The organism is Rhodobacter maritimus (assembly GCF_058747975.1).
Map to the genome: position 1 here is coordinate 3393350 of NZ_CM179095.1, position 25247 is coordinate 3418596.

Annotated in this window: 24 protein-coding genes; 11 read left to right on the forward strand and 13 right to left on the reverse strand. The window is 64.9% G+C overall.

The features are described from left to right. Positions 1-24 precede the first annotated feature (24 nt). Together AC4PTO_RS16865 and AC4PTO_RS16870 are read right to left on the reverse strand one after the other, a co-directional pair. Positions 25-864 (reverse strand): shikimate dehydrogenase, encoded by an 840-nt coding sequence (locus AC4PTO_RS16865; RefSeq protein WP_492730478.1) that lies wholly within the window; start codon positions 862-864, stop codon positions 25-27. After that, positions 861-1454: a Maf family protein gene (locus tag AC4PTO_RS16870; RefSeq protein WP_492730480.1), complete on the reverse strand. Its 594-nt coding sequence runs from the start codon at positions 1452-1454 to the stop codon at positions 861-863. The genes AC4PTO_RS16865 and AC4PTO_RS16870 overlap by 4 nt, the downstream gene beginning before the upstream one ends. A 404-nt stretch (positions 1455-1858) precedes the next feature. Here AC4PTO_RS16870 and AC4PTO_RS16875 point away from each other — a divergent pair, with 404 nt between their 5' ends. From AC4PTO_RS16875 to AC4PTO_RS16905, 7 genes are all read left to right on the forward strand, one after another. Continuing rightward, positions 1859-2323: a CopD family protein gene (locus AC4PTO_RS16875; RefSeq protein WP_492730482.1), complete on the forward strand. Its 465-nt coding sequence runs from the start codon at positions 1859-1861 to the stop codon at positions 2321-2323. A gap of 126 nt (positions 2324-2449) precedes the next feature. Continuing rightward, positions 2450-3721, forward strand: a complete 1272-nt coding sequence (gene rho / locus AC4PTO_RS16880; protein ID WP_492730484.1) for a transcription termination factor Rho — start codon at positions 2450-2452, stop codon at positions 3719-3721. Between the two features lie 36 nt (positions 3722-3757). Beyond that, positions 3758-5041 carry a tRNA uridine-5-carboxymethylaminomethyl(34) synthesis GTPase MnmE gene (gene mnmE, locus AC4PTO_RS16885; protein WP_492730486.1) on the forward strand — a complete coding sequence of 428 codons (1284 nt, stop codon included), beginning with the start codon at positions 3758-3760 and terminating at the stop codon, positions 5039-5041. Positions 5042-5053: 12 nt separating this feature from the next. After that, positions 5054-6916, forward strand: coding sequence for a tRNA uridine-5-carboxymethylaminomethyl(34) synthesis enzyme MnmG (gene mnmG / locus AC4PTO_RS16890; RefSeq protein WP_492730488.1), 1863 nt, complete (start codon positions 5054-5056; stop codon positions 6914-6916). Beyond that, positions 6913-7545 carry a 16S rRNA (guanine(527)-N(7))-methyltransferase RsmG gene (gene rsmG / locus AC4PTO_RS16895; protein WP_492730492.1) on the forward strand — a complete coding sequence of 211 codons (633 nt, stop codon included), beginning with the start codon at positions 6913-6915 and terminating at the stop codon, positions 7543-7545. The genes mnmG and rsmG overlap by 4 nt, the downstream gene beginning before the upstream one ends. After that, on the forward strand, positions 7538-8353 hold the full coding sequence (locus tag AC4PTO_RS16900) for a ParA family protein (protein ID WP_492730494.1): 816 nt from the start codon (positions 7538-7540) through the stop codon (positions 8351-8353). Before rsmG ends, AC4PTO_RS16900 begins: the two co-directional genes overlap by 8 nt. Before the next feature lie 4 nt (positions 8354-8357). After that, entirely contained in the window at positions 8358-9248 is an 891-nt protein-coding gene (locus AC4PTO_RS16905; protein ID WP_492730496.1) for a ParB/RepB/Spo0J family partition protein, read from the forward strand. Between the two features lie 3 nt (positions 9249-9251). Here AC4PTO_RS16905 and AC4PTO_RS16910 read toward each other — a convergent pair whose 3' ends face one another. The 5 genes from AC4PTO_RS16910 to rph are packed head-to-tail and all read right to left on the reverse strand — an operon-like array spanning position 9252 to position 12453. Then, entirely contained in the window at positions 9252-9605 is a 354-nt protein-coding gene (locus AC4PTO_RS16910) for a YbaN family protein (protein ID WP_492730498.1), read from the reverse strand. Then, the gene (hemW, locus tag AC4PTO_RS16915) at positions 9605-10759 is read right to left on the reverse strand and encodes a radical SAM family heme chaperone HemW (protein ID WP_492733673.1); all 1155 of its coding nucleotides are present in this window, start codon (positions 10757-10759) and stop codon (positions 9605-9607) included. Before hemW ends, AC4PTO_RS16910 begins: the two co-directional genes overlap by 1 nt. Beyond that, positions 10759-11133 carry a RidA family protein gene (locus tag AC4PTO_RS16920; RefSeq protein ID WP_492730500.1) on the reverse strand — a complete coding sequence of 125 codons (375 nt, stop codon included), beginning with the start codon at positions 11131-11133 and terminating at the stop codon, positions 10759-10761. Before AC4PTO_RS16920 ends, hemW begins: the two co-directional genes overlap by 1 nt. A gap of 1 nt (position 11134) precedes the next feature. Continuing rightward, entirely contained in the window at positions 11135-11743 is a 609-nt protein-coding gene (gene rdgB / locus AC4PTO_RS16925) for an RdgB/HAM1 family non-canonical purine NTP pyrophosphatase (protein WP_492730501.1), read from the reverse strand. Next, on the reverse strand, positions 11740-12453 hold the full coding sequence (gene rph, locus AC4PTO_RS16930; RefSeq protein ID WP_492730503.1) for a ribonuclease PH: 714 nt from the start codon (positions 12451-12453) through the stop codon (positions 11740-11742). Before rph ends, rdgB begins: the two co-directional genes overlap by 4 nt. Before the next feature lie 115 nt (positions 12454-12568). On the opposite strand from rph, the gene hrcA reads away from it, so the two are divergent. Both hrcA and AC4PTO_RS16940 read left to right on the forward strand, forming a co-directional pair. Beyond that, positions 12569-13630 carry a heat-inducible transcriptional repressor HrcA gene (gene hrcA / locus AC4PTO_RS16935; protein ID WP_492730504.1) on the forward strand — a complete coding sequence of 354 codons (1062 nt, stop codon included), beginning with the start codon at positions 12569-12571 and terminating at the stop codon, positions 13628-13630. 5 nt (positions 13631-13635) lie between these two features. Beyond that, the gene (locus AC4PTO_RS16940; RefSeq protein ID WP_492730506.1) at positions 13636-14187 is read left to right on the forward strand and encodes a nucleotide exchange factor GrpE; all 552 of its coding nucleotides are present in this window, start codon (positions 13636-13638) and stop codon (positions 14185-14187) included. 66 nt (positions 14188-14253) lie between these two features. Here AC4PTO_RS16940 and mutS read toward each other — a convergent pair whose 3' ends face one another. Beyond that, on the reverse strand, positions 14254-16899 hold the full coding sequence (mutS, locus tag AC4PTO_RS16945) for a DNA mismatch repair protein MutS (RefSeq protein ID WP_492730507.1): 2646 nt from the start codon (positions 16897-16899) through the stop codon (positions 14254-14256). Positions 16900-17015: 116 nt separating this feature from the next. Between mutS and AC4PTO_RS16950 the strand changes: the two genes are divergently transcribed. Both AC4PTO_RS16950 and AC4PTO_RS16955 read left to right on the forward strand, forming a co-directional pair. Continuing rightward, positions 17016-19283: an NADP-dependent malic enzyme gene (locus AC4PTO_RS16950; protein WP_492730508.1), complete on the forward strand. Its 2268-nt coding sequence runs from the start codon at positions 17016-17018 to the stop codon at positions 19281-19283. A gap of 34 nt (positions 19284-19317) precedes the next feature. Next, positions 19318-20205 carry a ribokinase gene (locus tag AC4PTO_RS16955; protein ID WP_492730509.1) on the forward strand — a complete coding sequence of 296 codons (888 nt, stop codon included), beginning with the start codon at positions 19318-19320 and terminating at the stop codon, positions 20203-20205. On the opposite strand, the gene phoB is transcribed toward AC4PTO_RS16955, so the two are convergent. From phoB to pstC, 5 genes are read right to left on the reverse strand one after another with little or no spacing between them, the layout of a single operon-like run. Continuing rightward, positions 20190-20882 (reverse strand): phosphate regulon transcriptional regulator PhoB, encoded by a 693-nt coding sequence (phoB, locus tag AC4PTO_RS16960; protein ID WP_492730511.1) that lies wholly within the window; start codon positions 20880-20882, stop codon positions 20190-20192. The two genes, AC4PTO_RS16955 and phoB, sit on opposite strands and share 16 nt — an antisense overlap. 3 nt (positions 20883-20885) lie before the next feature. Continuing rightward, positions 20886-21602: a phosphate signaling complex protein PhoU gene (gene phoU / locus AC4PTO_RS16965; protein WP_492733675.1), complete on the reverse strand. Its 717-nt coding sequence runs from the start codon at positions 21600-21602 to the stop codon at positions 20886-20888. Positions 21603-21613: 11 nt separating this feature from the next. Beyond that, on the reverse strand, positions 21614-22411 hold the full coding sequence (pstB, locus tag AC4PTO_RS16970) for a phosphate ABC transporter ATP-binding protein PstB (protein ID WP_492730515.1): 798 nt from the start codon (positions 22409-22411) through the stop codon (positions 21614-21616). Positions 22412-22423: 12 nt separating this feature from the next. Then, positions 22424-23758 (reverse strand): phosphate ABC transporter permease PstA, encoded by a 1335-nt coding sequence (gene pstA / locus AC4PTO_RS16975; protein WP_492730517.1) that lies wholly within the window; start codon positions 23756-23758, stop codon positions 22424-22426. Continuing rightward, positions 23755-25200: a phosphate ABC transporter permease subunit PstC gene (gene pstC, locus AC4PTO_RS16980; RefSeq protein ID WP_492730519.1), complete on the reverse strand. Its 1446-nt coding sequence runs from the start codon at positions 25198-25200 to the stop codon at positions 23755-23757. The genes pstA and pstC overlap by 4 nt, the downstream gene beginning before the upstream one ends. Between the last annotated feature and the right edge of the window lie 47 nt (positions 25201-25247).

The window sequence follows — 25247 nt, forward strand, 5'->3', positions numbered from 1 at the left end:
GGCCAAGAAGGAAGGGGCGGCGTTTCACAGCCCAAGCACCACGTTGCGCAGGTTTTCGGTGACTTCGGGGCGATGTCCGAACCAGCGCTCGAACCCCGGCACGGCCTGGTGCAAAAGCATCCCGAGCCCGTCGACGGTGGTGCAGCCGATCGCCGCCGCCTCTTCCAGCAAATGCGTGCGCAGGGGCGTGTAAACCAGGTCCGAAACCACCGCGGCGGGCGAGAGCGCATCCAGCGGCACGCGGAACTCGGGCTTGCCTTCCATCCCCAGGGACGAGGTGTTGACCACGGTGGTCGCATCTTCAAGCATGTTGCCCGCCTGCACCCAGTCATAGACCACGACGCGCGCGCCGAATTCCGAACGCAGCGTATCGGCCCGCGCACGGGTGCGGTTCGACACGCGGATCTCGGGGGCGCCGACCTCAAGCAGCGATGCGACGACCGCGCGCGCAGCGCCCCCCGCACCGATCACCGCCGCGGGGCCAGCCGCCGGGTTCCAATCCGGCGCATGCTGGCGCAGGTTGGCGATGAACCCGTATCCATCGGTATTGTCGGCATGGATCTTTCCGTCCTGGCGAAAGACCAGCGTGTTCGCGGCCCCGATCAGCGCCGCACGGTCCGAGATCACATCGGCCAGCGCCAACACGGTTTCCTTGTGCGGAATGGTCACGTTGCAGCCGACGAACCCGGCCTTGGGCAGGGCGCGCAAGACCTCGGGCAGGTCATCGGCGGCAATGCCCATCGGGATGTAATAGCCCCGGATACCATAGGCGCGCAGCCAGTGACCGTGAAGGATGGGCGAGCGGGAATGCGCGATCGGAGAGCCGATGACGCCGGCCAGAGGAATGCGGGGATGATCGTTCATGTGCTCAGCTCTCCTCTTGCGCGCAGCCAGTTCAGGAACTCGGTCAGCGGCAGACCCAGAACGGCGAAGTAATCGCCCTCGATCTTCGAGAACAGCCGCACGCCTTCCTCTTCCAGCTTGTAGCACCCGACCGCGTGGCGAATGCTGTCCCAGTTCCTGTCAACATAGCTTTCGATGAAGGCGGGCGAAAGCGGGTGCATGGCAAGGCGCACCTCTGCGACATGACGCCAGAGCGGCACGCCGTCGCGCAACACGACCAGCGCCGAAAGCAGCCGATGCGTCCGCCCTGACAGCGCGGCAAGCTGATCGCGGGCCTCTTGCGGCGTTCCGGGCTTGGAGAAGACCCGGCCCTTCAGATCCAGGATCTGGTCGGCCCCAAGCACCATCGCGCCGGGCGCACGGGCGGCGATTTTCGCGGCCTTCATCTCGGCCAATGCATCGGCCAGATCGCGGGGGGTTGCGCCTTCGGCCTCCAGGGCGGCGCGGATCGCATCCTCGTCGATCCGGGCGGGGCAGATCTCGACCTCAAGGCCCGCGTTGCGAAGCAGGCTTGCCCGGATCTGGGAGGAAGAGGCGAGGGTGATGTGCATGGATCTGTGGAAAAGCGCGCTGACAATTTTGGCGCAATCTTGGGGAAAAGCCGCGCCATGACAAGGCATCCATGATGCGGCGGGGATTCACCGTCCCGTCACGGGGCATCCTCCACCTGTGGGATTCCGGATTCCCCGGATGTGGATGGTTGGGATTCTCCATGCGCTTCCGGTATTTCATGCACAGGATCACCCACAGATGAAATAAGTATAACATATTGTAATACATAAGTTATTCATGATTTTCCACAAGATTCAGGATCAGCCCGGCCCCGGTCTTCCCCCTTGTGGCGGATCTGTTGGCAAAACGGTAATCCCCAGTTTCCACAGGGCTTACATCATCAACATCTTTTCTTTTCTTATTTCTTTTCTTTAAGAAGGGCCGGTTCCCAAAGGGTGTTCCCATGACCGACCTGCTTGCCTCTGGCTACCTCTGGATCAAGGCCTTTCATGTCATGTCCGTGCTGGCATGGATGGCGGGGCTGTTCTACCTGCCGCGCCTTTTCGTCTATCACGTCGAAGGGCTGAGAAAGCAGGGCGTGGCACGCGGTTCCGATATGGACCTTCTGTTCCAGCATCAGGAACGGCTGCTTTTGAAGGCGATCATGAACCCGGCGATGATCTCGAGCTGGGTTTTCGGCCTTTTGCTGGTGTTCACGCCCGGCATCGTGGACTGGTCGATGGCCTGGCCTTGGGCGAAGGCCGCGGCGGTGATCGGGATGACGTGGTTTCACATGTGGTGCGCGGCGCGGCGCAAGGATCTGATGGCGGGCAGCAACGCGATTACCGGCCGGGGCTACCGCATGATGAACGAGGTGCCGACGCTTTTCATGATCGTCATCGTGCTTGCCGTCATCCTCAAATTCTGAGGATTCATTGACTCCGCCCCTTTGCGGGGCTAAAGGACGCGCAAGCCCGGATCGTCCGATCCAGGGGTTCTTCTGACATATCTTCCGATTGCGCCCTGCCGGGTGCCAAAGCGAATGGGCCTTTCCATGACCAAAGAGCGTTTGAATCTGTCCGACCTGAAGGCGAAAAGCCCGGCCGACCTTCTGGCGATGGCCGAGGAATGGGAAATCGAGAACGCCTCGACCATGCGCAAGGGCGAGATGATGTTCTCGATCCTGAAAGAGCATGCCGAGGAAGAGATCGAGATCGGCGGCGATGGCGTGCTTGAGGTGTTGCAGGACGGGTTCGGTTTTCTGCGCTCGACCGAGGCGAACTATCTGCCCGGCCCCGACGACATCTATGTCTCGCCCGACATGATCCGCCAATATTCGCTGCGCACCGGCGATACGGTCGAGGGGATCATCCGCGCGCCCGGCGAGAATGAGCGTTACTTCGCCCTGACCACGGTCGAGAAGATCAACTTCACCGATCCCGAGAAGGCGCGCCACAAGGTTGCCTTCGACAACCTCACCCCGCTTTACCCCAATGAGCGGCTGAAGATGGAGATCGAGGACCCGACGATCAAGGACCGCTCGGCCCGGATCATCGACCTCGTGGCGCCGATCGGGAAGGGACAGCGGAGCCTGATCGTGGCGCCGCCGCGCACAGGTAAAACGGTGCTCTTGCAGAACATCGCGCATTCGATCGAGAAAAATCACCCCGAATGCTATCTGATCGTGCTGCTGATCGACGAGCGTCCCGAAGAGGTGACGGACATGCAGCGCTCGGTGAAGGGCGAGGTGATTTCCTCGACCTTCGACGAACCGGCCACCCGCCACGTTGCGGTCTCGGAAATGGTGATCGAAAAGGCCAAGCGCCTGGTCGAGCACAAGCGCGACGTGGTGATCCTGCTTGATTCGATCACCCGCCTGGGCCGGGCGTTCAACACCGTCGTGCCCAGCTCGGGCAAGGTGCTGACGGGCGGCGTGGATGCCAATGCGCTGCAACGTCCCAAGCGCTTCTTCGGTGCGGCCCGGAACATCGAAGAGGGCGGCTCGCTGACCATCATCGCCACCGCGCTGATCGACACCGGCTCGCGCATGGACGAGGTGATCTTCGAAGAGTTTAAGGGCACCGGCAACTCCGAGATCGTGCTGGACCGCAAGGTGGCCGACAAGCGCGTCTTCCCGGCGATGGATATCCTCAAATCCGGCACCCGGAAGGAGGAGCTGCTGGTCGATCAGAAGGATCTGCAAAAGACCTATCTGCTGCGCCGCATCCTGAACCCGATGGGCACGACCGATGCGATCGAGTTCCTGATCTCGAAGCTCAAGCAGACCAAGACCAACGGCGAATTCTTCGATTCGATGAACGGCTGAGGCCGGTTTATCATTTTCCCATAAGGGGTTATGGCGGTGGATACGATATTTGCGCAGGCAACCGCCCGCGGCAAAGCGGGCGTGTCCGTCATTCGGGTGTCCGGGCCGCGCGCCTGGGCGGCGGGCCGCGCGCTTGCCGGAAGCCTGCCGCCACCGCGTGTGGCGGGGTTGCGCCGGCTGTCTGCGGGCGGCGAGTTTCTGGATGAGGCGGTGGTGCTGTGCTTCGCGCGCGGGGCAAGCTTTACCGACGAAGAACTGGTCGAATTTCAGGTGCATGGCGCCGTGGCGACCGTTGCCACGATCCTGCGCGCGCTTTCTGTAATGCCCGGCCTGCGCATGGCCGAGCCGGGGGAATTTACGCGCCGCGCGCTTGAAAACGGGCGGCTGGATCTTGCGCAGGTCGAAGGGCTTTCCGATCTGATCGAGGCCGAGACCGAGGCGCAGCGCAAGCAGGCGCTGAAGGTTCTGACCGGCTCGGTCGGAGAGATCGTGGACCGCTGGCGCGCCGATCTGATCCGTGCCGCCGCCCTGATCGAGGCGACGATCGACTTTGCCGATGAGGATGTTCCCGTCGATGTCACGCCCGAAGTCTCGGCCCTGATCGAGGGGGTTGCGCAGGCCGTCGCGCGGGAATTGCACCGCGTGGGTGCGGCCGAACGCATCCGCGAGGGGTTCGAGGTTGCGATCGTCGGGCGTCCGAATGTCGGAAAGTCGACCTTGCTGAATGCGCTGGCCGGGCGCGAGGCGGCCATCACCTCGGAACATGCGGGCACCACGCGCGACGTGATCGAGGTGCGGATGGATATCGGCGGGCTGGCGGTAACGCTGCTGGATACCGCCGGGCTGCGCGACACCGAGGATGCGGTGGAGGCCATCGGGGTGAAGCGCGCGGTGGAGCGTGCAGAGGCCGCCGACCTGCGGGTGTTCCTGGTCGAGGCGGGGGATCTTCCGCTTCTCGATCCGCGCGAAGGCGATCTGGTCGTGCGGGCCAAGGCCGATCTGGGCACGGGCGACGGGCTGGCGGTGTCGGGCAAGACTGGCCGCGGCCTTGATGCGTTGATCCGCGCAATCACAGATATTCTGTCCGCGCGCGCCGCCGGCGCCGGTGTCATGACGCGAGAGCGGCACAGGATTGCGCTGGCTCACGCATTTGAGGCTTTGGAATCGGCGCGTCTTGAGGTATCCGGTGGCCCGGACCGCGCCGAGTTCGCGGCGGAGAATCTGCGCCAGGCCGCGCGGTCGCTGGAATCGCTGGTTGGCCGGGTGGATGTCGAGCATCTCCTGGACGAAATTTTCGCCAGCTTCTGCATCGGCAAGTAAGGAGTGTTTCACGTGAAACATTTTGACGTCATCGTTGTCGGGGGTGGCCATGCGGGCACCGAGGCCGCGCATGCGGCCGCGCGCATGGGTGCGCAGACGGCTTTGGTGACCTTGCGGCGCGATGCGATCGGCGTGATGTCGTGCAACCCGGCGATCGGGGGCCTGGGCAAGGGCCACCTCGTGCGAGAAATCGACGCGCTGGACGGTGTGATGGGGCGTGTCGCGGACCGGGCGGGGATCCAGTTCCGGCTGCTCAATCGTCGCAAGGGCCCTGCCGTTCAGGGGCCGCGAGCTCAGGCGGACCGCAAAATCTATCGTGAAACGATGCTGGCGTTGACCGAGGCGACCGGGAATCTTGAGGTCATCGAGGGCGAAGCCGCCGATTTCCTTCTTGAGGGTAAGGGCATCGTGGGCGTGCGGCTGGCGGACGGGGCCGAGATCCGCGCCTGCGCCGTGGTGCTGACGGCGGGCACCTTCCTGCGCGGCATCATCCATATCGGGGACCGCAAGACCCCCGGCGGCCGGATGGGGGACAAGCCTTCCGTTGCGCTTGCGGAACGGCTTGGCGCACTTGGCCTGCCGCTTGGCCGGTTGAAGACCGGAACCCCGCCGCGGCTGGACGGGCGCACGATTCGCTGGGATCTGCTGGAATCGCAGCCGGGCGACGATGTGCCCGCGATGTTTTCCTTCCTGCACCATGCGCCCTTCGTGCGGCAGGTCTCTTGCGGGATTACCCATACCAACGAAGCCACGCATGAGGTGATTCGAGAGAATCTTGCCCGCTCGGCCATGTATGGCGGCCATATCGAGGGGGTCGGCCCGCGCTATTGCCCCTCGATCGAGGACAAGGTCGTGCGTTTTGCCGACAAGACCGCGCACCAGGTTTTCCTTGAACCGGAAGGGCTTGACGATCACACGGTCTATCCCAACGGGATCTCCACCTCGCTACCCGCCGATGTTCAGGAGCGGTATGTCCGCTCGATTCGCGGGCTGGAAGAGGTGGCGATTCTCCAGCCTGGCTATGCGATCGAGTATGATTTCGTCGACCCGCGCGCCCTGCGCCCGACGCTCGAGCTGCGCGATCAGGCGGGGCTTTATCTTGCCGGGCAGATCAACGGCACCACCGGCTATGAAGAGGCGGCCGCGCAGGGGCTTGTCGCAGGGCTCAATGCGGCGGCGCGGGCGCTGGGGCGCGACCCGGTGATCTTCAGCCGGACGAACAGCTATATTGGCGTGATGATCGACGATCTTGTGGTTCGGGGGGTCAGCGAACCCTACAGGATGTTTACCTCACGCGCCGAGTTCCGCCTTTCGCTGCGTGCGGACAATGCCGACCAGCGGCTGACCGGGCTGGGCCAGGAGATTGGCTGCGTGGGGGCCGCGCGTGCCGAGGCCTTTGCGCGGAAGATGGATGCGCTCGATCGGGGCCGGGCGCTCCTCGAGGCCGAATCACTGACCCCGACCGAGGCGCTGAAGGCCGGGTTCCGGGTGAATCAGGACGGCCAGCGGCGCACGGCCTTCGCGCTTCTGTCCTTTCCGGACGTTTCCTTTGATGCGCTTGCGCAGGCAATGCCGGCCCTGGGCACGATCCCGCCCGAGATTGCCGAGCAACTGGGGCGTGACGCGCTTTACGCCAATTATGTCGTGCGACAAGAGGCCGATGCCGCGGCGATCAAGCGTGACGAAAGCTGGCAGATTCCCGAGGATTTCGATTTCGCCGCACTTCAGGGCCTGTCAAATGAGCTGAAATCCAAGCTCATGCGCGCGCGCCCGCAAACCCTTGGGCAGGCCGGGCGGGTCGATGGCGTGACCCCGGCGGCCCTGACGCTGATCCTTGCCCGGCTGCGGCAACAGGCGCGGGCGAAAACGGCGTGACGGATCAGGATTCCGAGGCCCGGCTTCTTGCGCTTTGCGATGTTTCACGTGAAACAATCGGCCGCCTTCGCACATATGAAGGCCTGCTGAAAAAGTGGAATCCGGCGATCAACCTGGTGTCCCGCCGCACGCTGGATGAGGTCTGGACCCGCCACTTCCTTGATTCCGCGCAACTTTTCGCGCAGGTTGACGATCCGAAGGGGATCTGGGCCGATCTTGGTGCGGGCGGCGGCTTTCCGGGTCTGGTGATTGCCATCCTGGCGCTTGAGAGGGCGCCCGCGCTGCGCGTGGTGCTGGTGGAAAGCGATCAGCGCAAATCGACATTCCTGCGGACCGTCGCAAGAGAGTTGTCTTTGCCCGTTACCGTCCTGACGGGGCGAATCGAGGATATCGCGCCGATCGGGGCACATATCGTCAGCGCCCGCGCCCTTGCGCCGCTGCCGCTGTTGCTGGATTACGGTCAGCGGCACCTGGCGCCGGGTGGAATTGCGCTGTTTCCGAAGGGCGGGACCTGGAAGGGCGAGTTGCACGAGGCGGCGCAGCAGTGGAAATATGAGGTTGAAACCGTGCCCAGCCTGACCGAACCATCTGCCATCCTGTTGAAGTTGAAAGGAATAACGCGTGTCTGATCCGACCCGGCCGCGCGCGCCCAAGATCATTGCGATCGCAAACCAGAAGGGCGGCGTGGGCAAGACCACGACGGCAATCAACCTTGCAGCGGCGCTTGCGGAAAGCGGCCAGAGGGTGCTTCTTGTCGATCTCGATCCGCAGGGCAACGCCTCGACCGGGCTCGGGATCGAACCCGAGGCCCGTGCGCGCACGACCTATGACCTGCTTCTGGACGAGGCGCCGATCGGCGAGGTGATCGCGCGCACGGATGTCGAGGGGCTTTGGATCTGCCCCGCGACCACGGACCTTTCCTCGGCGGATATGGAGTTGGTTTCGACCGAAAAGCGCAGCTTCCTTCTGCATGATGCGCTTCGCCAGACCGGAATCGATGCCTTTGCGCTGGATTATGTGCTGATCGACTGTCCGCCCTCGCTCAGCCTTTTGACGGTGAACGCCATGGTCGCCGCGCATTCGGTCCTGGTTCCGCTTCAGGCCGAATTCTTCGCGCTTGAGGGGCTTTCGCAGCTTTTGCTGACGATCCGCGAAATCCGCCAGACGGCGAACCGCGACCTTCGGATCGAGGGCGTAGTTCTCACGATGTATGACGTGCGCAACAATCTGTCACAACAAGTAGAGGCCGATGCCCGCGCGACACTGGGCGAAGTCGTGTTCCGCACGATGATCCCGCGCAATGTGCGCGTGTCCGAGGCGCCCTCTTACGCGTTGCCGGTTCTGAGCTATGATAGCGCCTCGCGCGGGGCGGCGGCCTATCGGGCGCTTGCGAAAGAGCTGCTGACGCGCCACGAATCGATCGGAAGGAAGGGGTGAAGGTATGAGTGACAAGAAGGCCGAACGGCGCGGGCTTGGGCGTGGGCTTTCCGCATTGATGGCGGATGTGAATCTGGCCAGCCCGTCCAGGGAAGAGGCACCGCGCCGCGCCGAAATGCGCATCCCGGTCGAGAATCTGGAGCCGAATCCCGATCAGCCCCGGCGCGATTTTTCGGCCGAGGCGCTGGACGAGCTTGCCGCCTCGATCCGCGAAAAGGGCGTGATCCAGCCGCTGATCGTGCGCCCGCACCCCCGAAAACCCGATCATTATGAGATTGTTGCCGGCGAACGCCGCTGGCGTGCCGCGCAGATGGCGCAGCTGCACGACCTGCCCGTGGTCATCCGAGAGCTTGACGATACCGAAGTTCTGGAAGTCGCCATCATCGAGAATATCCAGCGCGCCGACCTCAACCCCCTGGAAGAGGCGCTTGGATATCGGCAGCTGATGGACCGTTTTGGCCATACCCAGGAAAAAGTGGCCGAGGCCCTGTCGAAAAGCCGCAGCTATATCGCAAACCTTCTGCGCCTGCTGCAACTTCCCGAAGAGGTGCAGGGCTGGCTGCGCGAAGGCAAGCTGTCTGCCGGGCATGCCCGCGCGCTGATCACGACCGAAGATCCGGTGCGCCTTGCGAAAGAGGTCATCGCAAAAGGCCTTTCCGTGCGCCAGACCGAGCGTCTGGCGCAGCAACCGAAGGGCGCGTCCGCCCCAAGGAAAGCCACGCGGGGGCCTGAGAAAGACGCCGATACGCGCGCGCTGGAGCAGGATATCTCCGCAGCACTTGGTATGAAGGTTCTGATCGACCACAAGGGGTTGAGCGGCGGCAGCCTGACTGTCAGCTATGCCGACCTTGATGAGCTGGATCGTATCTGCCAGCTTCTCGGCTCGGGCCGGTAGGATTCAGGTATCGGGGCGGGTCCAGATGAACAGGGCCACCCCCAGAAGCACCACGGCCTGAAGCGCCAGAAGGGCGGGGCGCAGCCCGATTGCGACTGACAGCGCGAAACCCGCAATCATCGACAGGGTGGCGGCCCATTTTGCCGGCCGCGCAATGGCGCGCCGGTCAGACCATTCCTGGATCGCGGGGCCGAAACGTGGATGGGTGATCAGCCAGTGATGCAACCGCTCGGATGATCGCGCGAAGAAATAGGCGGCCAGCAGCATCAGCGGAACGGTGGGCAGAAGCGGGACGAAAGCCCCGATCAGGCCCAGTAAAAACGACACTATTCCAGCCAAAAGCCACAGGATACGCATCAGGGGAAAAGCCTTCTGAGGATTGCATCCAGAACGGCGCGCCCCTCGCGGGTGGCGCGCAGCTGGCCGGGGGAAAGGTCCAGCAGGCCAAGATCGGCCATCTCGTGGATGGCGTCGGCATCAAGCGCCTGCCCGGCAAGGCGGGCATAACGCCCGGTGTCGATTCCTTCGCGCAGCCGCAATCCGAACATCAGGTATTCCAGCGCCTGGTCCTGCGTGGGGACGGGTTCGGCCAGCACCTCACCGCTTCTGTGCGTTTCGACCATTTCAAGCCAGCGAAGCGGAGCCTTTGGGGTATCGGTCGCGGTCTTGATCCCGTTCAGCGTCAGGCGCCCATGCGCGCCCGGCCCGATGCCCGCATAATCGCCATAGCGCCAGTAGATCAGGTTGTGGCGGCTTTCCATGCCGGGGCGGGCGTGGTTTGAAACCTCATAGGCGGGAAGCCCGGCGGCTTCGCAAATATCTTGCGTTATCAGATACATATCTGCCGACAGATCCTCTGATGGCAGCCCGCGCAACTTGCCTGCCGCGTGGCGCGCGCCAAAGGCGGTGCCGTCCTCGATCGTCAGTTGGTAGAGCGAGAAATGATCGACGGCCATATGCAGGGCCCGCGTCAACTCGGCCCGCCATTCGGCCAGCGTCTGCCCCTGGCGGGCATAGATCAGATCGAAGCTGACCCGCTCGAACGTATCGCGGGCAATGCCGAAGGCGCGCTCGGCCTCGGCCACGGAGTGCAGCCGCCCAAGCCGGCGCAGGTCATCATCGTTCAGCGCCTGAATGCCCATGGACAGACGGTTCACCCCGGCATCCGCATAGCCGCGGAACCGCCCCGCCTCGGCCGAGGTTGGGTTGGCCTCCAGCGTGATTTCAAGGTCATTGGCGGTGGGCCAGGTTGCGCGGATCCGATCCAGAAGCGATGCGACAAGCTCGGCGGGCATCAACGAGGGCGTGCCGCCGCCGAAGAAAACCGTGTTCAGGACCCGCCCTTTTGTCAGCTCGCCGATCCTGTCGATCTCGCTCAGATAGGCTCTGTTCCAGCGGTTTATGTCGATTTCCGCGGCCACATGGCTGTTGAAATCACAATAGGGGCACTTGGCGGCGCAGAAGGGCCAGTGCAGGTAAAGCCCGAAGCCGCCATGGCGCCAATCCTCCATCATGGGTGGAAGGCCGTGACTTCGATCTCGATCTTCATCTCGGGCCGGATCAGCCCGGCGATCACCATCGTCGCGGCGGGGCGGATCTCGGACAATGCCGCGCCAAGGGCGGGCGTGACGGCATCGACAAGCGCCGCATCGGTCAGCGTGTATTGCACGCGCACGATGTCCTCCATGGCAAAGCCGCCCTCGTGCAGAACGCCGGCGATCGTGGCAAAGCAGTTGCGCGCCTGATCGGCCACATCCTCGGGAATTTCCATCGTGGCGTAGTCATAGCCCGTCACGCCGGAGACGAAGCACCACGGGCCTTTCACCACGGCGCGGCTGTAGCCCATGGTCCGCTCGAACGGGGAGCCTGTGGTGATGCGCTGCATGTTAACCTCCGAAACAGGCGACAAGTTTGCCGAAAGCATCGGCGCGATGGCTGATGCGGTTCTTCTGGGTGGGGTCCATTTCGGCGAAGGTCTGGGCATGGCCCGCGGGCTGGAACATCGGGTCATAGCCATGGCCCTGCGCCCCGCGCATCGGCCAGACCAGTTCGCCCTCGACCTTGCCCTCGAACACCTCGTCATGCCCGTCCGGCCAGGCCAGGACCAGGGTCGAGCGGAAGCGTGCCCTGCGCGGAAGCGGGGCGGATCGTGCCTCGCATTCGGCCCAGGTGCGGGTCATGGCCTGCGTGAAATCGCGGCCCTGCGGGGTTTCGGCCCAGTCGGCGGTATAGACGCCGGGCGCGCCGTCCAGCGCATCGACCTCGATACCGGAATCGTCGGCAAGCGCGGGCAGGCCGGTGGCCTTTGCGGCGGCATGGGCCTTGATGCGGGCATTGCCGATGAAGGTGGTCTCGGTTTCGGCCGGTTCGGGCAGGTTCATCGCGGCAGCGCCGACGCATTCGATACCGAACGGCGCCAGAAGGGCCGCCATCTCTTCCAGCTTGCCACGGTTATGCGTGGCCACCAGCAGGCGCTTGCCGTCGAACATCCTCATGCGGTGGCTGCCTTTTGCGCGGCGACAAGTTCTGCGATCCCGGCCTCGGCCAGATCGAGCAGCGTGTTCATCTGATCGCGCGAGAAAGTGGCCCCTTCGGCCGACATCTGCACCTCGATCAGCTTGCCCGAGCCGGTCAGGATGAAGTTGCCGTCGGTGCCGGCCTCGCTGTCCTCGGCATAGTCCAGATCGCAGACCGGCTGGCCGGCATAGATCCCGCAGCTGACCGCCGCGACATGATCGACCAGCGGGTCCGAGGTAACGAGGCCCGCCTTGAGAAGCCTGTTCACCGCAAGGCGCAGCGCGACCCAGCCGCCCGTGATCGAGGCGCAGCGCGTGCCGCCATCGGCCTGGATCACGTCGCAATCCACGACGATCTGCCGCTCGCCCAGGGCCACGCGGTCGACGCCGGCGCGCAGCGCGCGCCCGATCAGGCGCTGGATTTCCTGGGTGCGGCCCGATTGCTTGCCTGCCGCGGCCTCGCGCCGGTTGCGGGTGTTGGTGGCGCGCGGCAGCATGCCGTATTCCGCCGTGACCCAGCCCAGACCCGAGCCCTTGAGGAAGGACGGGGCCTTGTCCTCGATCGTGGCGGTGCACAGCACATGCGTATCGCCCATCCTGATCAGGCACGAGCCCTCGGCATGTTTCGTCACGCCCGTTTCAATTGAAATCGCGCGCATTTCGCTTAAGTTCCGGCCAGAGGGGCGCATGTCGTGTCCTTTCTTGGATATGGGGCCAATTACAAGGCGCCGTGCGCGCGATGCAACCCCGATTGACGCCCGAGGCGGGCGCGCCTTATCTGGATCGCGCCAAGGTGAACTGCGGATGACCGACGGATCGAATATCTATGCTGAGCTGAACGAACGCTCGCGCGAGGTTTTTCGCCGGGTGGTCGAGGGCTATCTGGAGACCGGGGATCCGGTCGGCTCGCGCACGCTGACCCGGCAGATGAGCGAGAAGCTGTCCGCCGCCACGGTGCGCAACGTGATGCAGGATCTGGAATATCTGGGCCTGCTGGACAGCCCGCATATCTCGGCCGGGCGGGTGCCCACGCAGCGCGGGCTGCGCATGTTCGTCGACGGGCTGATGGAGATCAGCCAGCTGACGCCCGACGACCGCGAAAAGATCGACGCGACGATGGGCGGGAACGATCCCGATGTGGGCTCGTTGTTGGACCGGGTGGGCAGCGCGCTTTCGGGGATCACGCAGGGCGCCTCGCTTGTGCTGACGCCCAAGCACGAGGCGCCGATCCGGCATATCGAGTTTGTCAGCCTGGGCCATGACCGCGCGCTTGTGGTGCTGGTCTTTGCCGACGGGCAGGTGGAGAACCGCGTGTTCGTGCCGCCGCCCGGCCAGACGCCCTCGTCGATGCGCGAGGCCGCGAATTTCCTCAATGCCATTGCCGAGGGGCGCACGCTTTCCGATCTGCGCCGCCAGATCGGCACGGAAATCGCCGCGCGCCGCCAGGAACTGGACAGCCTGGCGCGCGATCTGGTCGAAAGCGGCATGGCGCAATGGGAAAACGAGGGCGAGCATACCGAGCGGCTGATCGTGCGCGGACGTGCCAACCTGATCGGCGGGGAAGAGGATCTGGACCGGATTCGCAGCCTGTTCAACGATCTGGAGCGCAAGCGCGACATCGCCTCGTTCCTGCAACTGGCCGAGGATGGCGAGGGGGTGCGCATTTTTATCGGCTCGGAGAACAAGCTTTTCTCACTTTCGGGTTCCTCTCTGGTCGTCTCTCCCTATATGAACTCTGACCGGAAGATCATCGGTGCGGTCGGTGTGATCGGGCCCACGCGGCTCAATTACGGGCGCATCGTTCCGATCGTGGATTATACAGCGCAGCTGGTCGGACGGATGCTGTCCGGCCGCGGCAAGGGATGAGACGCATGAGTGAGATGAAGAAAGACGAAATCGCCGAGGATCAGGCGCAGATCGACGAGGAATTCGAGGATGTACTGACCGAAAGCGTGGATGAGGTGGCCGCACTTCGCGCCGAGCGCGACGAGCTGCGCGACCGTTTCATGCGTGCCCTGGCCGATGCCGAGAACATCCGCAAACGCGGCGAACGCGACCGGCGCGAGGCCGAGCAATATGGCGGGTCGAAGCTCGCGCGCGATCTTTTGCCGGTTTACGATGCGTTGCGGCGCGCGCTGGATGCGGCGGGCGAGGAACAGCGCAGCATGGCGGGCGGGTTGATCGAGGGGGTCGAGCTGACGCTGCGCGAGTTGCTTAACGTCTTTGGTCGCCACGGGATCGAGGCGATTGCCCCGGCGGTGGGTGACAGGTTTGATCCGCAGCATCACGAAGCGATGTTCGAGGCGCCGGTGCCGGGCACGGTGGCGGGCGATATCATCCAGGTGATGGATGAGGGGTTCATGCTGCATGAGCGGCTGTTGCGGCCTGCGAAGGTTGGCGTTTCGTCCACGCCGAAAGGCTGATCCCGAGGCCGGGGGGCCGTCTGCCCCCCGGACCCCCCGAGGATATTTGCGCGAAGATGAAGGGGATCAGTCCTTCAGCAGCGCGCGCAGTTCGTAAAGCGCGCCGAGCGCATCGCGGGGGGTCATCTCGTCGGGGTGCATGTCGCGCAGGCGGGTTTCAAGTTCGGAAATGGCCGGTTTCGCGGGGGCCGGTTGCGGCGCGGGCGAGACGGCGAAAAGCGGCAGGTCGTCGATCATCGCGCGGGTTTTCGCGCCGCCTTCGCGTTCGCCCTTTTCGAGCGCGTCCAGAACGATGCGGGCCCGGGCCACCACGGTCTCGGGCAAGCCTGCGAGGCGGGCGACCTGCACGCCGTAGGAGCGGTCGGCCGCGCCCTTGCGGACCTCGTGCAGGAAGATGACCTCTCCTTCCCATTCCTTGACGGTCACGGTGGCGTTGTCGACGCCGTCGAGCTTGGCCGAAAGCGCCGTCATTTCGTGGTAATGCGTGGCGAAAAGCGCGCGGCAGCGGTTGGCGCCGTGCAGGTGCTCCATCACCGCCCATGCGATGGACAGCCCGTCATAGGTGGCGGTGCCGCGGCCGATCTCGTCCAGGATGACGAGGGCGCGATCGTCGGCCTGGTTGAGGATCGCGGCGGTTTCGACCATCTCGACCATGAAGGTCGAGCGGCCGCGGGCCAGGTCATCGGCGGCGCCGACGCGGCTGAACAGTTGGCTGACAAGGCCGATATGCGCGCGGCGGGCGGGAACGAAGCTGCCGGCCTGTGCCAGAAGGGCGATGATGGCGTTCTGGCGCAGGAAGGTCGATTTGCCCGCCATGTTGGGGCCGGTCAGCAACCAGATCGCCGGGGTTCCGCCGCCGGTCAGGGCGCAGTCGTTGGCGATGAAGGGCTCGCCCGTGCGTTTGAGCGCGTGTTCCACGACAGGGTGGCGGCCGGCCTCGATTTCGAAGGCGCGGGTGTCGTCGATCTGCGGCTCGACCCAGTTCTCGGCGCTGGCGATGGATGCGAACGCGGCCGCAAGGTCGATTTCGGCAAGGGCGCGCGAGGCTTCGGAGATGGGCCCCGCCTGATCGAGGATTGCCTGTTTCAGGCTGTCATAGAGCCGCTTTTCGATTTCGAGCGCGTGGTTTCCGGCGTTCAGGATGCGGGTTTCCAGCTCGCTCAGTTCGACGGTGGTGAAGCGCACCTGATTGGCGGTGGTCTGGCGGTGGATGAAGGTTTCGCTGAGCGGCGGGGCGAGCATCTTTTCGGCATGGGTGGCGGTGGTTTCGATGAAATAGCCCAGCACGTTGTTGTGCTTGATCTTGAGCGCCTGGATGCCGGTGCGGGTGACGTAGTCGCCCTGCATCCGTGCGATCACGCCGCGGCCTTCGTCGCGTAGCGCGCGGGTTTCGTCCAGCTCTCCGTCATGACCGGGGGCGATGAAGCTGCCGTCGCGGGCCAGAAGCGGCGGTTCGGCCACGAGCGCATCCTGAAGCAGGGTGACAAGCACCTGATGGCCTTGAAGCGCGCGGGCGGCATCCTTGAGGCGGGCGGGGGCCTCGGATCCGGCCAGCCGATCCGCGATATGCCCGGCCTGTTCCAGCGCGTTGCGGATCGCGGCCATGTCGCGTGGGCCGCCGCGGTCCAGCGCAAGGCGCGAGAGCGCGCGATCCAGGTCGGGGCAGCGCTGCAGGTCGCTGCGCAGATCTTCCTGAAGGCGGCTCTGTTCTTGCAGGAAACGCACGGATTCAAGCCTGTCGCGGATTTCTGCCAGATCGCGCGAGGGGGCCGAGATCCGCCGTTCCAGAAGCCGCGCGCCGGCGGCTGTCACCGTGCGGTCGATCACCGAAAGAAGCGAGCCTTCGCGCCCGCCCGAAAGCGCCTGCGTCAGTTCCAGGTTGCGGCGGGTTGCGGCGTCGATCTGCATCGTGCCGCCGGGCGCTTCGCGGATCGGCGCGCGCACAAGGGGCAGCTTGCCGCGCTGCGTCATCTCAAGGTAATCGGCGATCGCGCCCATGGCCGAAAGCTCGGCCCGCGAGAAGGCGCCATAGGCATCGAGCGTGCCGGTCTTGAACAGCGCGCACAGCCGCTTTTCCGCGCCCTGGCTGTCGAAACTCGAGCGGGCAAGCGGGGTCAGCGACAGCGCGAAATCGGCGGTGACGGGGCCAAGCGCCTGTTCGTGGCCCTCGCTGACCAGCAATTCGCGCGGGGCAAGGCGCGCAAGTTCCGGCGCAAGGCGGATCATCGGGCAGGCCATCACCCGCAGCTCTCCGGTCGAGATGTCCACCCAGGCCAGCGCGCCTTCGTCGCGCACCCCGGCCCAGGCGGCAAGGTAGTTGTGGCGCCGCGCCTCCAGCAGGCTTTCCTCGGTCAGCGTGCCGGGGGTGACCAGCCGCACCACATCGCGCCGCACCACGGATTTGGCACCGCGCTTCTTCGCCTCGGCAGGATCTTCAAGCTGCTCGGCGATCGCCACGCGAAAGCCCTTGCGGATCAGCGACAGAAGATAGCCCTCGGCCGCGTGGACGGGAACGCCGCACATCGGGATGTCTTCGCCCATATGTTGGCCGCGCTTTGTCAGCGCGATATCGAGCGCGGCCGCCGCGGCCACGGCATCGTCGAAGAACATCTCGTAGAAATCGCCCATCCGGTAGAACAGGAGCGCGCCGGGATTGGCCTCTCGGATCGCCAGATATTGCGCCATCATCGGTGTGACGGTCTGCTCGGCCATGATTTCCCCCAAGTCTTTGCGCGACCCTACAAAAGCCCCTGTCCGGGTGCAAATCCATTGAGCGGCTAGACGCCGGGCGCTATGAGGGGCGGGCCTGCAGGAGGAGCCCGCACCCGATGACCAACAAGAACCGCATCACGCCCGAAGAAGCGCTGGCCTATCACCTCGATCCGCATCCGGGGAAATACGAGATCACGGCAAGCAAGCCGATGACCACGCAGCGCGACCTGTCGCTGGCCTACAGCCCCGGCGTCGCGGTTCCGGTCGAGGCGATCGCGGAAAACCCCGAGACCGCCTATGACTATACCGTCAAGGGCAACATGGTTGCGGTCATCTCGAACGGGACGGCGATCCTGGGGCTGGGCAATCTGGGGGCGCTGGCCTCCAAGCCGGTGATGGAGGGCAAGGCGGTCCTGTTCAAGCGCTTTGCCGACGTGAACGCCATCGACATCGAGCTGGACACCGAAGACCCCGACGAGATCATCCAGGCCGTGCGCCTGATGGGCCCCACCTTCGGCGGCATCAACCTCGAGGATATCAAGGCGCCCGAATGCTTCATCATCGAGCAGCGGCTGAAAGAGATGATGGACATTCCGGTGTTCCACGACGACCAGCACGGCACCGCCGTGATCTGCGCCGCGGGCCTGATCAACGCGCTGGAGCTTTCGGGCAAGAAGATCGAGGATTGCAGGATCGTGCTGAACGGCGCCGGTGCGGCCGGGATCGCCTGCCTCGAACTGGTCAAGGCGATGGGCGCGCGGCATGACAACTGCATCATGTGCGACACCAAGGGCGTGATCTGGCAGGGCCGGACCGAGGGCATGAACCAGTGGAAATCGGCCCATGCCGCCCGGACCGGGGCCCGCACGCTGGAAGAGGCGATGGTGGGGGCGGACGTGTTCCTTGGCGTCTCGGCCAAGGGGGCGGTCACGCCCGAGATGGTGGCAAGCATGGCCGACAATCCGGTGATCTTCGCCATGGCCAACCCGGACCCCGAGATCACCCCGGAAGAGGCCCATGCCGTACGCCAGGATGCCATCGTGGCCACCGGGAGGTCGGACTATCCCAACCAGGTCAACAACGTTCTGGGCTTTCCCTACCTGTTCCGCGGCGCGCTCGACATCAACGCCCGCGCGATCAACGACGAGATGAAGATCGCCTGTGCGCGCGCCCTTGCAGCCCTTGCGCGCGAGGATGTGCCCGACGAGGTGGCGATGGCCTATGGCCGCAAGCTGGCCTTCGGGCGCGATTACATCATCCCCACGCCGTTCGATCCGCGCCTGATCCACGTCATCCCGCCCGCCGTGGCCAGGGCCGGGATGGATACCGGCGTGGCGCGCCGCCCGATCATCGACATGGCGGCCTATGAGCATAACCTGAAGGCGCGGATGGACCCGACGGCCTCGATCCTGCAAGGCATCCACGCCCGCGCGCGCCAGGCGCAGGCCACGATGATCTTCGCCGAGGGCGACGATCCGCGCGTGCTGCGTGCGGCCGTCGCCTATCAGCGCGGCGGGCTTGGGCGCGCCGTCGTGGTGGGGCGCGAGACGGATGTGCGCGAAAAGCTTGAATCCGCCGGTCTTGCCGATGCCTATCGGGAGCTGGGCGTGGTCAATGCCGGCAGTTCGCGCCATATCGAGACCTACAAGGAGTTTCTCTATTCCCGCCTGCAACGGCAGGGCGTCGACCGGATGGAGGCGCACAAGCTGGCCACCCGCGACCGTCACGTCTTTGCGGCGCTCATGCTGGCGCATGGCCATGGCGACGGGCTGGTGACGGGGGTGACGCGCAAGTCGGCGCATGTGATGGACCTGATCAACAAGGTCTTCGATGCGCGCGCGACCGACGGCGCCGTGGGGATCACCGCGATCCTGCACAAGGGCCGGATCGTGCTGATGGGCGACACGCTGGTGCATGAATGGCCCGACGAGAACGACCTGGCCGATATCGCCACGCGCGGCGCGCATGTCGCACGCGGGTTGGGGCTGGACCCGCGGGTGGCGTTCCTGTCCTTCTCGACCTTCGGCTATCCGGTGTCCGAGCGTGCCACCAAGATGCTGACCGCGCCCAGGGTGCTGGATGCGCGCGGTGTCGATTTCGAGTATGACGGCGAAATGACCGTGGATGTGGCGCTCAATGCCGAGCAGATGGCCAACTATCCCTTCTGCCGCCTGTCCGGCCCGGCCAACGTGCTTGTGGTTCCGGCGCGGCACTCGGCCTCGATCTCGATCAAGCTGATGCAGGAAATGGCGGGCGCCACGGTGATCGGCCCGATCCTGACCGGGGTCTCGGCGCCGATCCAGATCTGTAGTTCGATGTCGACGGTGAACGACATCATCAACATGGCGGCGATTGCCGCCTGCCGGCTGGGGCAGGTGAAATAGCCCCGGCCACCGGGGCGCAGCGCGGGGGGACGAGATGACGATCTTTAATCTGGGGTCGATCAATATCGACCATTTCTACAGGCTTCCGCATCTGCCGCTGCCGGGTGAAACGCTGGCCGCGCTGTCCTATCGGCGCGGGTTGGGCGGCAAGGGCGCGAACCAGTCCGTGGCCGCCGCGCGTGCGGGTGCCGATCTGCGCCATATCGGTGCGGTCGGGGCCGACGGGCGCTGGATGGTCGCGCGGCTGGGTGAGCTGGGCGTCGATTGCACCCATGTGGCCGAGGTCGCCGAGGCTTCGGGCCATGCGATCATCAATATCGATGAGGCTGGCGAAAATGCGATCGTGCTGTATCCCGGCGCCAATCGTGCGATCCCGGCCGCGGCCGTGCAGAAGGCACTGGGCCAAGCCGGGCCGGGCGATTGGCTGATCTTGCAGAACGAGACCACGCTTCAGGCGGAAGCGGCCCGTTTTGCGCGGGAACAGGGTCTTTTCGTGGCCTATTCCGCGGCACCCTTCGATGCCGGGGCGGTGCGCGCCGTCCTGCCCCATGTCACTCATCTTCTGGTGAATGAGGTAGAGGCCGCGCAGCTTTGCGCGGCGCTGGAAACCGGGCTGCCGGATCTGCCCGTGCCCTATCTGGTGATGACGCTGGGCGCGCGCGGGGCCGTCTGGCAGGACCGGGCCGCAGGCACGCGGATCGAGGTTCCGGCCCTGCCCGTCACCCCCGTCGACACGACGGCGGCGGGCGACACATTCGCGGGTTACCTGATTGCGGCGTTGGCCGAAGGCATGCCGGCAGACGGGGCTATGCACCTTGCAGCCGCCGCCGCCGCGTTGAAGGTGACGCGGCCGGGCACGGCGGATGCGATTCCGGCGCGGGCCGAGGTTGCGGCCTTCATGGCCGCTCAACCCAGCGCGTAGCCGGTTCCGCGCACCGTGCGCACCGGATCGGAGCCGCCATGCGCCATCAGTGCCTTGCGCAGCCGGCCGACATGCACGTCGATCGTGCGGGTATCGACATAGATGTCGCGCCCCCAGACCCGATCCAGAAGCTGATCGCGCGTCCAGACCCGGCCGGGCTTTTCCATCAGCGTCGAAAGCAGGCGAAACTCGGTCGGGCCGAGTTTCAGGGGCTGGCCGTCGCGGAACACGCGGTGCTCGCCCGCATCCAGGACGATATCCTCGTATTGCAGCCGCTCTCCCATCGTGGCGGGGCGGGTGCGGCGCAACTGCGTGCGCAGGCGCGCCATCAGCTCGACCACGGAATAGGGCTTGACCACATAATCGTCGGCCCCGGTTTCCAGCCCGCGTACGCGGTCGGTTTCCTCGGAGCGGGCCGAAAGCATGATGATCGGGATCGGCCGGGTTTCGGGATTGGCCTTCACCCTTCGGCAGATCTCGATCCCCGAGACATTGGGCAGCATCCAGTCCAGAACGATCAGATCCGGCTTTTCCTCTTTCACCATCAGCAGGGCCTCGTCTCCATTGATCGCCATGGCGACGCGGAAGCCCTCGGCCTCGAGATTGTAGCGCAGAACCTCGCGCTGGGCGGACTCGTCCTCGACAACCAGAACGCAAGGCTGTTGGGCGGGGGTCATGTCTTAGTCCTCGGCCGTCGTGAAAGCGGTGACGCTTTCGGTTTTCGGGCGCGCCTCGTCGGGGGTTTCGCCGGTGACAAGGTAGATGACCTGCTCGGCGATCGAGGTGGCGTGGTCGCCCATCCGTTCGACGTTCTTGGCGATGAAATGCAGATGCATGCAGGCGGTGATGTTGCGCGGGTCTTCCAGCATGTAGGTCAGGAATTCGCGGAACAGTGCGTTATACATCTGGTCCACCTCGATGTCGCGGGCGCGCACATCGGCGGCAAGCTTTGCATCGCGCTGGATATAGCTGTCGATCGCATCGTTCAGCATCGTCTCGACCGTGCGCGACATGCGCCGGATCGCGCCGGCGGATTCGTTGATCGCGGGCATGGTCATCAGGACGTGGCTGCGCTTGGCGATGTTCTTGGCGTAATCGCCCACCCGCTCAAGGCTGGCCGAGATCTTTATGACCGAAAGCGCGACGCGCAGGTCGCTTGCGGCGGGCGCGCGCAGCGCGATCAGGCGCGCGGCCTCATGGTTGATTTGTTCCTCCAGCGCGTCGACGGCCTTGTCGCGCTTGCGCACGTCATTGGCCAGTTCCTCGTCGCGCATCTCAAGTGCGGTGGTGGCATCGTGGATCGCGGCTTCGACCATGCCGCCCATCTTCACGACCATTGCCTGAACCGTCTCGAGATCGCGGTCGAAGGCGGAAAGGATATGCTGGTTGCTCACGATATCGTCCTTTCTCAGCCGATGCGGCCGGTGATGTAGCTTTCGGTGCGCGGGTCCGAGGGGTTGGTGAAGATCTGCCCCGTCTCGCCGTATTCCACCAGGCTGCCAAGGTGGAAGAAGGCGGTGCGCTGGCTGACCCGTGCGGCCTGTTGCATCGAATGGGTGACGATCACCACAGAGAAGTTGGCCCGCAGCTCGTCGATCAGTTCCTCGACCTGCGCGGTTGCGATCGGGTCGAGGGCCGAGCACGGCTCGTCCATCAGAAGAACCTCGGGCGAGGTGGCGATGGCGCGCGCGATGCACAGGCGCTGCTGCTGGCCACCCGAAAGCCCGGTGCCGGGCGCATCCAGCCGATCCTTGACCTCGTTCCACAGCGCGGCCTTGCGCAGTGAATCCTCCACGATCCCCTCAAGCTCGCTGCGCGAGCGGGTCAGGCCGTGGATCTTGGGGCCGTAGGCCACGTTGTCGAAGATGGATTTCGGGAAGGGGTTGGGTTTCTGGAACACCATGCCCACCTTGGCGCGCAGCTGCACCGGGTCGACCTTGCGGTCGTAGATGTCCTCGCCGTCCAGCAGGATCTTGCCGCCGACCCGGCAGATGTCGATCGTGTCGTTCATCCGGTTCAGACAGCGCAGGAAGGTGGACTTGCCGCAGCCAGAGGGGCCGATGAAGGCGGTGACGGTCTTGCCGAGGATGTCGACGTCCACGTCCCTTAGGGCATGCGACGCGCCGTAATGGACCTGAACGCCTCGTGCCTCGATCTTGATATCGCTGGCTTTCACGGCTCTCTCCGTCAATCTCATGTCGTTCATTATCCGGGTTCCTTACCAGCGACGCTCGAAGCGGCGGCGCAGAATGATGGCCAGAAGGTTCATCGCCAGCAGGAACACCATCAGCACGATGATGGCCCCTGAGGCGCGTTCGATAAAGGCCGGATCGGCCCTTTGCGTGAAGTTGTAGACCTGCACCGGAAGCGCCGCGGCCGGGTCGCCGAAGCCTTCGGGCGGGGCGGCGGGGTATTCGCGCACGAAGGCCACCATCCCGATCAGCAGAAGCGGCGCGGTTTCGCCAAGCGCCTGGGCCAGCCCGATGATCGTGCCGGTCAGGATGCCGGGCATCGCCAGCGGCAGCACATGGTGGAACACCGTCTGCATCTTCGACGCCCCGATCCCGAGTGCCGCGTCCTTGATCGAGGGCGGCACTGCCTTCAGCGCGGCGCGGGTGGCGATGATGATGGTGGGCAGCGTCATCAGCGTCAGCACAAGCCCGCCCACCAGCGGCGAGGATTGCGGCAGGCCCGCGAAGTTGATGAAGACCGCAAGCCCCAGGATCCCGAACACGATCGAGGGCACCGCGGCAAGGTTGGCGATGTTCACCTCGATCAGGTCGGTCCATTTGTTCCTGGGCGCGAATTCCTCAAGGTAGATCGAGGTGGCCACCCCCAGCGGCAGCGCAAGCGCCAGAACGATCAGCATCATGTAGGCCGACCCCAGGATGGCGACGCCAAGGCCGGCGGCCTCGGGGCGCAGTTCCGAGGCGTCGGGGCCGAAGATGAAGCCGGGGTTGAAGGACAGCTCCATGATCCCCGCCGCGCGCAGCGTATCGGCCAGGCGCAGTTGTTCGGGGGTGACGTTGCTGTCCAGCTCGGCGCTTTGCAGGCTGACGCGGCCCTTGAAATAGCCGTCGATCCGGCCGTTCGCATAGGCCTTGAAACGGATCGTCTGGCCCACGAGGTCGGGATCGGCCAGCACCCTGTCGCGTAGCTGGGCCGGCGCCTCTTTCGAGATCAGGGCGCCCACGTCCTTCGCGCTCATCCCCTCGACGGCAAAGCCCTTTTCGGCCAGCTCGGCATTGAGGCTGGTCTGCAAAAGCTTGCCATAGCCGATCGTGGTGACCTTTTTCATCACCTCGGGGTCGCGCGTGCCGGATTTGTCCAGAACACCTTCGTCCAGCATCACATCCATCACCACGAAGGTCTGGCGGAATGCGCCCACGCCCTGCGCCAGAACCGAACTGAGCAGCACCACCAGCGCCAGCACACCGAACCCGACAGCGGCAAGGCCATACAGGCGAAAGCGTTTCTCGGCCGCGTTGCGCCGCTTCGTGCGGGTATCGAGCCTATAGAGAGAGCGATGGGTCGGGGCGGCTTGCGCGGTCATTCGTATTGCTCCCGGTATTTGCGCACGATGTAGAGCGCGAGGATGTTCAGCCCGAGCGTGAAGACAAAGAGCGTCAGGCCAAGCGCGAAGGCCACAAGCGTTTCGGGGCTGGCGAATTCGGTATCGCCGGTCAGCTGGCTGACGATCTTGACGGTGACGGTGGTCATCGCCTCGAACGGATTGAGGTCCATCTTGGCAGCGGCCCCCGCGCCCATGACGACGATCATCGTCTCTCCAATCGCGCGCGAGGCGGCCAGCAGGACCGCGCCGACGATGCCGGGCAGGGCCGCGGGCAGGATCACCTGCCGGACGGTTTCCGATTGTGTCGCGCCCAGCCCGTAAGAGCCGTCGCGCATGGCCTGCGGCACCGCATTGATGATGTCATCGGACAGTGACGAGACGAAGGGGATCAGCATGATGCCCATCACCAGTCCCGCCGTCATCACCGAGGACGAGGACGAGCCGAGCCCGAGCGGCTGCGCAAGGTAATCGCGCAGCATCGGCCCCACGGTGATCAGCGCGAAAAGGCCGTAGACGATGGTGGGAATGCCCGCGAGGATCTCGAGCAGCGGCTTGGCGGTGGCGCGGGTCTTCCTGCCGGCATATTCGGCCAGGTAGATCGCCGCGAAAATCCCCACCGGCACCGCGACCAGAAGCGCGATGAAGGATACATAGAGCGTGCCCCACAGAAGCGGCCAGATGCCAAGGTCCGACCCGCCGCGGAACTGCGGATTCCATGTCAGGCTGAGGAAGAACTCGCGCGCGGGATAGAGGCGGAAGAAATGCGTGGTCTCGAAGACCAGCGACAGCACGATCCCCAGCGTGGTCAGGATGGCCACCGAAGAGGCGCCGATCAGCAGGGCCTTGATGAAACGCTCGACCACGTTGCGGGCGCGGAAGGCGGGGGTGATGCGCGAAAATGCATAGGCAAAGCCCGCGCCCGACAGGGCGATCACCGCGACCGTCATCGCCAGCCGCCCCTTGGCGGCGCGGGCGCGATAGTCGGTGGCGGCGTCGAAGATGGCGGGTTTCACATCGTTGCCAAGGGCGATGCCGGCCTCGGCCAGGCGGCTGCGCAGCGTCGCGGGATCGAGGCTTGCGGTATCGGGCGCGCCGCGCGCGGCAAGAACGTCCAGACCGTCCGCGATGCGGCGCACATCGCTCATCACAAGGCTTTGCGACGATCCTTGCGGAATATCGGCCGGGGCGATCGTCGCGCCCACGCGCATGTCGATCAACAGGGGTTGAAGCACCAGCCAGCCCGCAAGAAACACAAGCGCCGGAACGGCGGCGAAAAGGGCGACCGACTGGCCGTAATATCCGGGCAGGGAATGCAGGGAACGGCTGTCACCTGACGCGGCGGACAGCGCCCTTTTGCGGCCGATCACGAAACCGGCAGCCGCAATCGCAAGGACGAGCAGGGCAAGAAGGCCAGGGGTCATTGGGAAATCCGCTTTTGCAAGAGGAACGGGTGGCACCTTTCCGACGC

Excerpts from the sequence above, each read along its gene's own strand:
- AC4PTO_RS16865 (WP_492730478.1), bottom strand. The coding sequence starts at position 864 with ATGAACGATCATCCCCGCATTCCTCTGGCCGGCGTCATCGGCTCTCCG.
- AC4PTO_RS16870 (WP_492730480.1), bottom strand. The coding sequence starts at position 1,454 with ATGCACATCACCCTCGCCTCTTCCTCCCAGATCCGGGCAAGCCTGCTT.
- AC4PTO_RS16875 (WP_492730482.1), top strand. The coding sequence starts at position 1,859 with ATGACCGACCTGCTTGCCTCTGGCTACCTCTGGATCAAGGCCTTTCAT.
- rho (WP_492730484.1), top strand. The coding sequence starts at position 2,450 with ATGACCAAAGAGCGTTTGAATCTGTCCGACCTGAAGGCGAAAAGCCCG.
- AC4PTO_RS16905 (WP_492730496.1), top strand. The coding sequence starts at position 8,358 with ATGAGTGACAAGAAGGCCGAACGGCGCGGGCTTGGGCGTGGGCTTTCC.
- AC4PTO_RS16910 (WP_492730498.1), bottom strand. The coding sequence starts at position 9,605 with ATGCGTATCCTGTGGCTTTTGGCTGGAATAGTGTCGTTTTTACTGGGC.
- hemW (WP_492733673.1), bottom strand. The coding sequence starts at position 10,759 with ATGGAGGATTGGCGCCATGGCGGCTTCGGGCTTTACCTGCACTGGCCC.
- AC4PTO_RS16920 (WP_492730500.1), bottom strand. The coding sequence starts at position 11,133 with ATGCAGCGCATCACCACAGGCTCCCCGTTCGAGCGGACCATGGGCTAC.
- rdgB (WP_492730501.1), bottom strand. The coding sequence starts at position 11,743 with ATGAGGATGTTCGACGGCAAGCGCCTGCTGGTGGCCACGCATAACCGT.
- rph (WP_492730503.1), bottom strand. The coding sequence starts at position 12,453 with ATGCGCCCCTCTGGCCGGAACTTAAGCGAAATGCGCGCGATTTCAATT.
- hrcA (WP_492730504.1), top strand. The coding sequence starts at position 12,569 with ATGACCGACGGATCGAATATCTATGCTGAGCTGAACGAACGCTCGCGC.
- AC4PTO_RS16940 (WP_492730506.1), top strand. The coding sequence starts at position 13,636 with ATGAGTGAGATGAAGAAAGACGAAATCGCCGAGGATCAGGCGCAGATC.
- mutS (WP_492730507.1), bottom strand. The coding sequence starts at position 16,899 with ATGGCCGAGCAGACCGTCACACCGATGATGGCGCAATATCTGGCGATC.
- AC4PTO_RS16950 (WP_492730508.1), top strand. The coding sequence starts at position 17,016 with ATGACCAACAAGAACCGCATCACGCCCGAAGAAGCGCTGGCCTATCAC.
- AC4PTO_RS16955 (WP_492730509.1), top strand. The coding sequence starts at position 19,318 with ATGACGATCTTTAATCTGGGGTCGATCAATATCGACCATTTCTACAGG.
- phoB (WP_492730511.1), bottom strand. The coding sequence starts at position 20,882 with ATGACCCCCGCCCAACAGCCTTGCGTTCTGGTTGTCGAGGACGAGTCC.
- pstB (WP_492730515.1), bottom strand. The coding sequence starts at position 22,411 with ATGAACGACATGAGATTGACGGAGAGAGCCGTGAAAGCCAGCGATATC.
- pstA (WP_492730517.1), bottom strand. The coding sequence starts at position 23,758 with ATGACCGCGCAAGCCGCCCCGACCCATCGCTCTCTCTATAGGCTCGAT.
- pstC (WP_492730519.1), bottom strand. The coding sequence starts at position 25,200 with ATGACCCCTGGCCTTCTTGCCCTGCTCGTCCTTGCGATTGCGGCTGCC.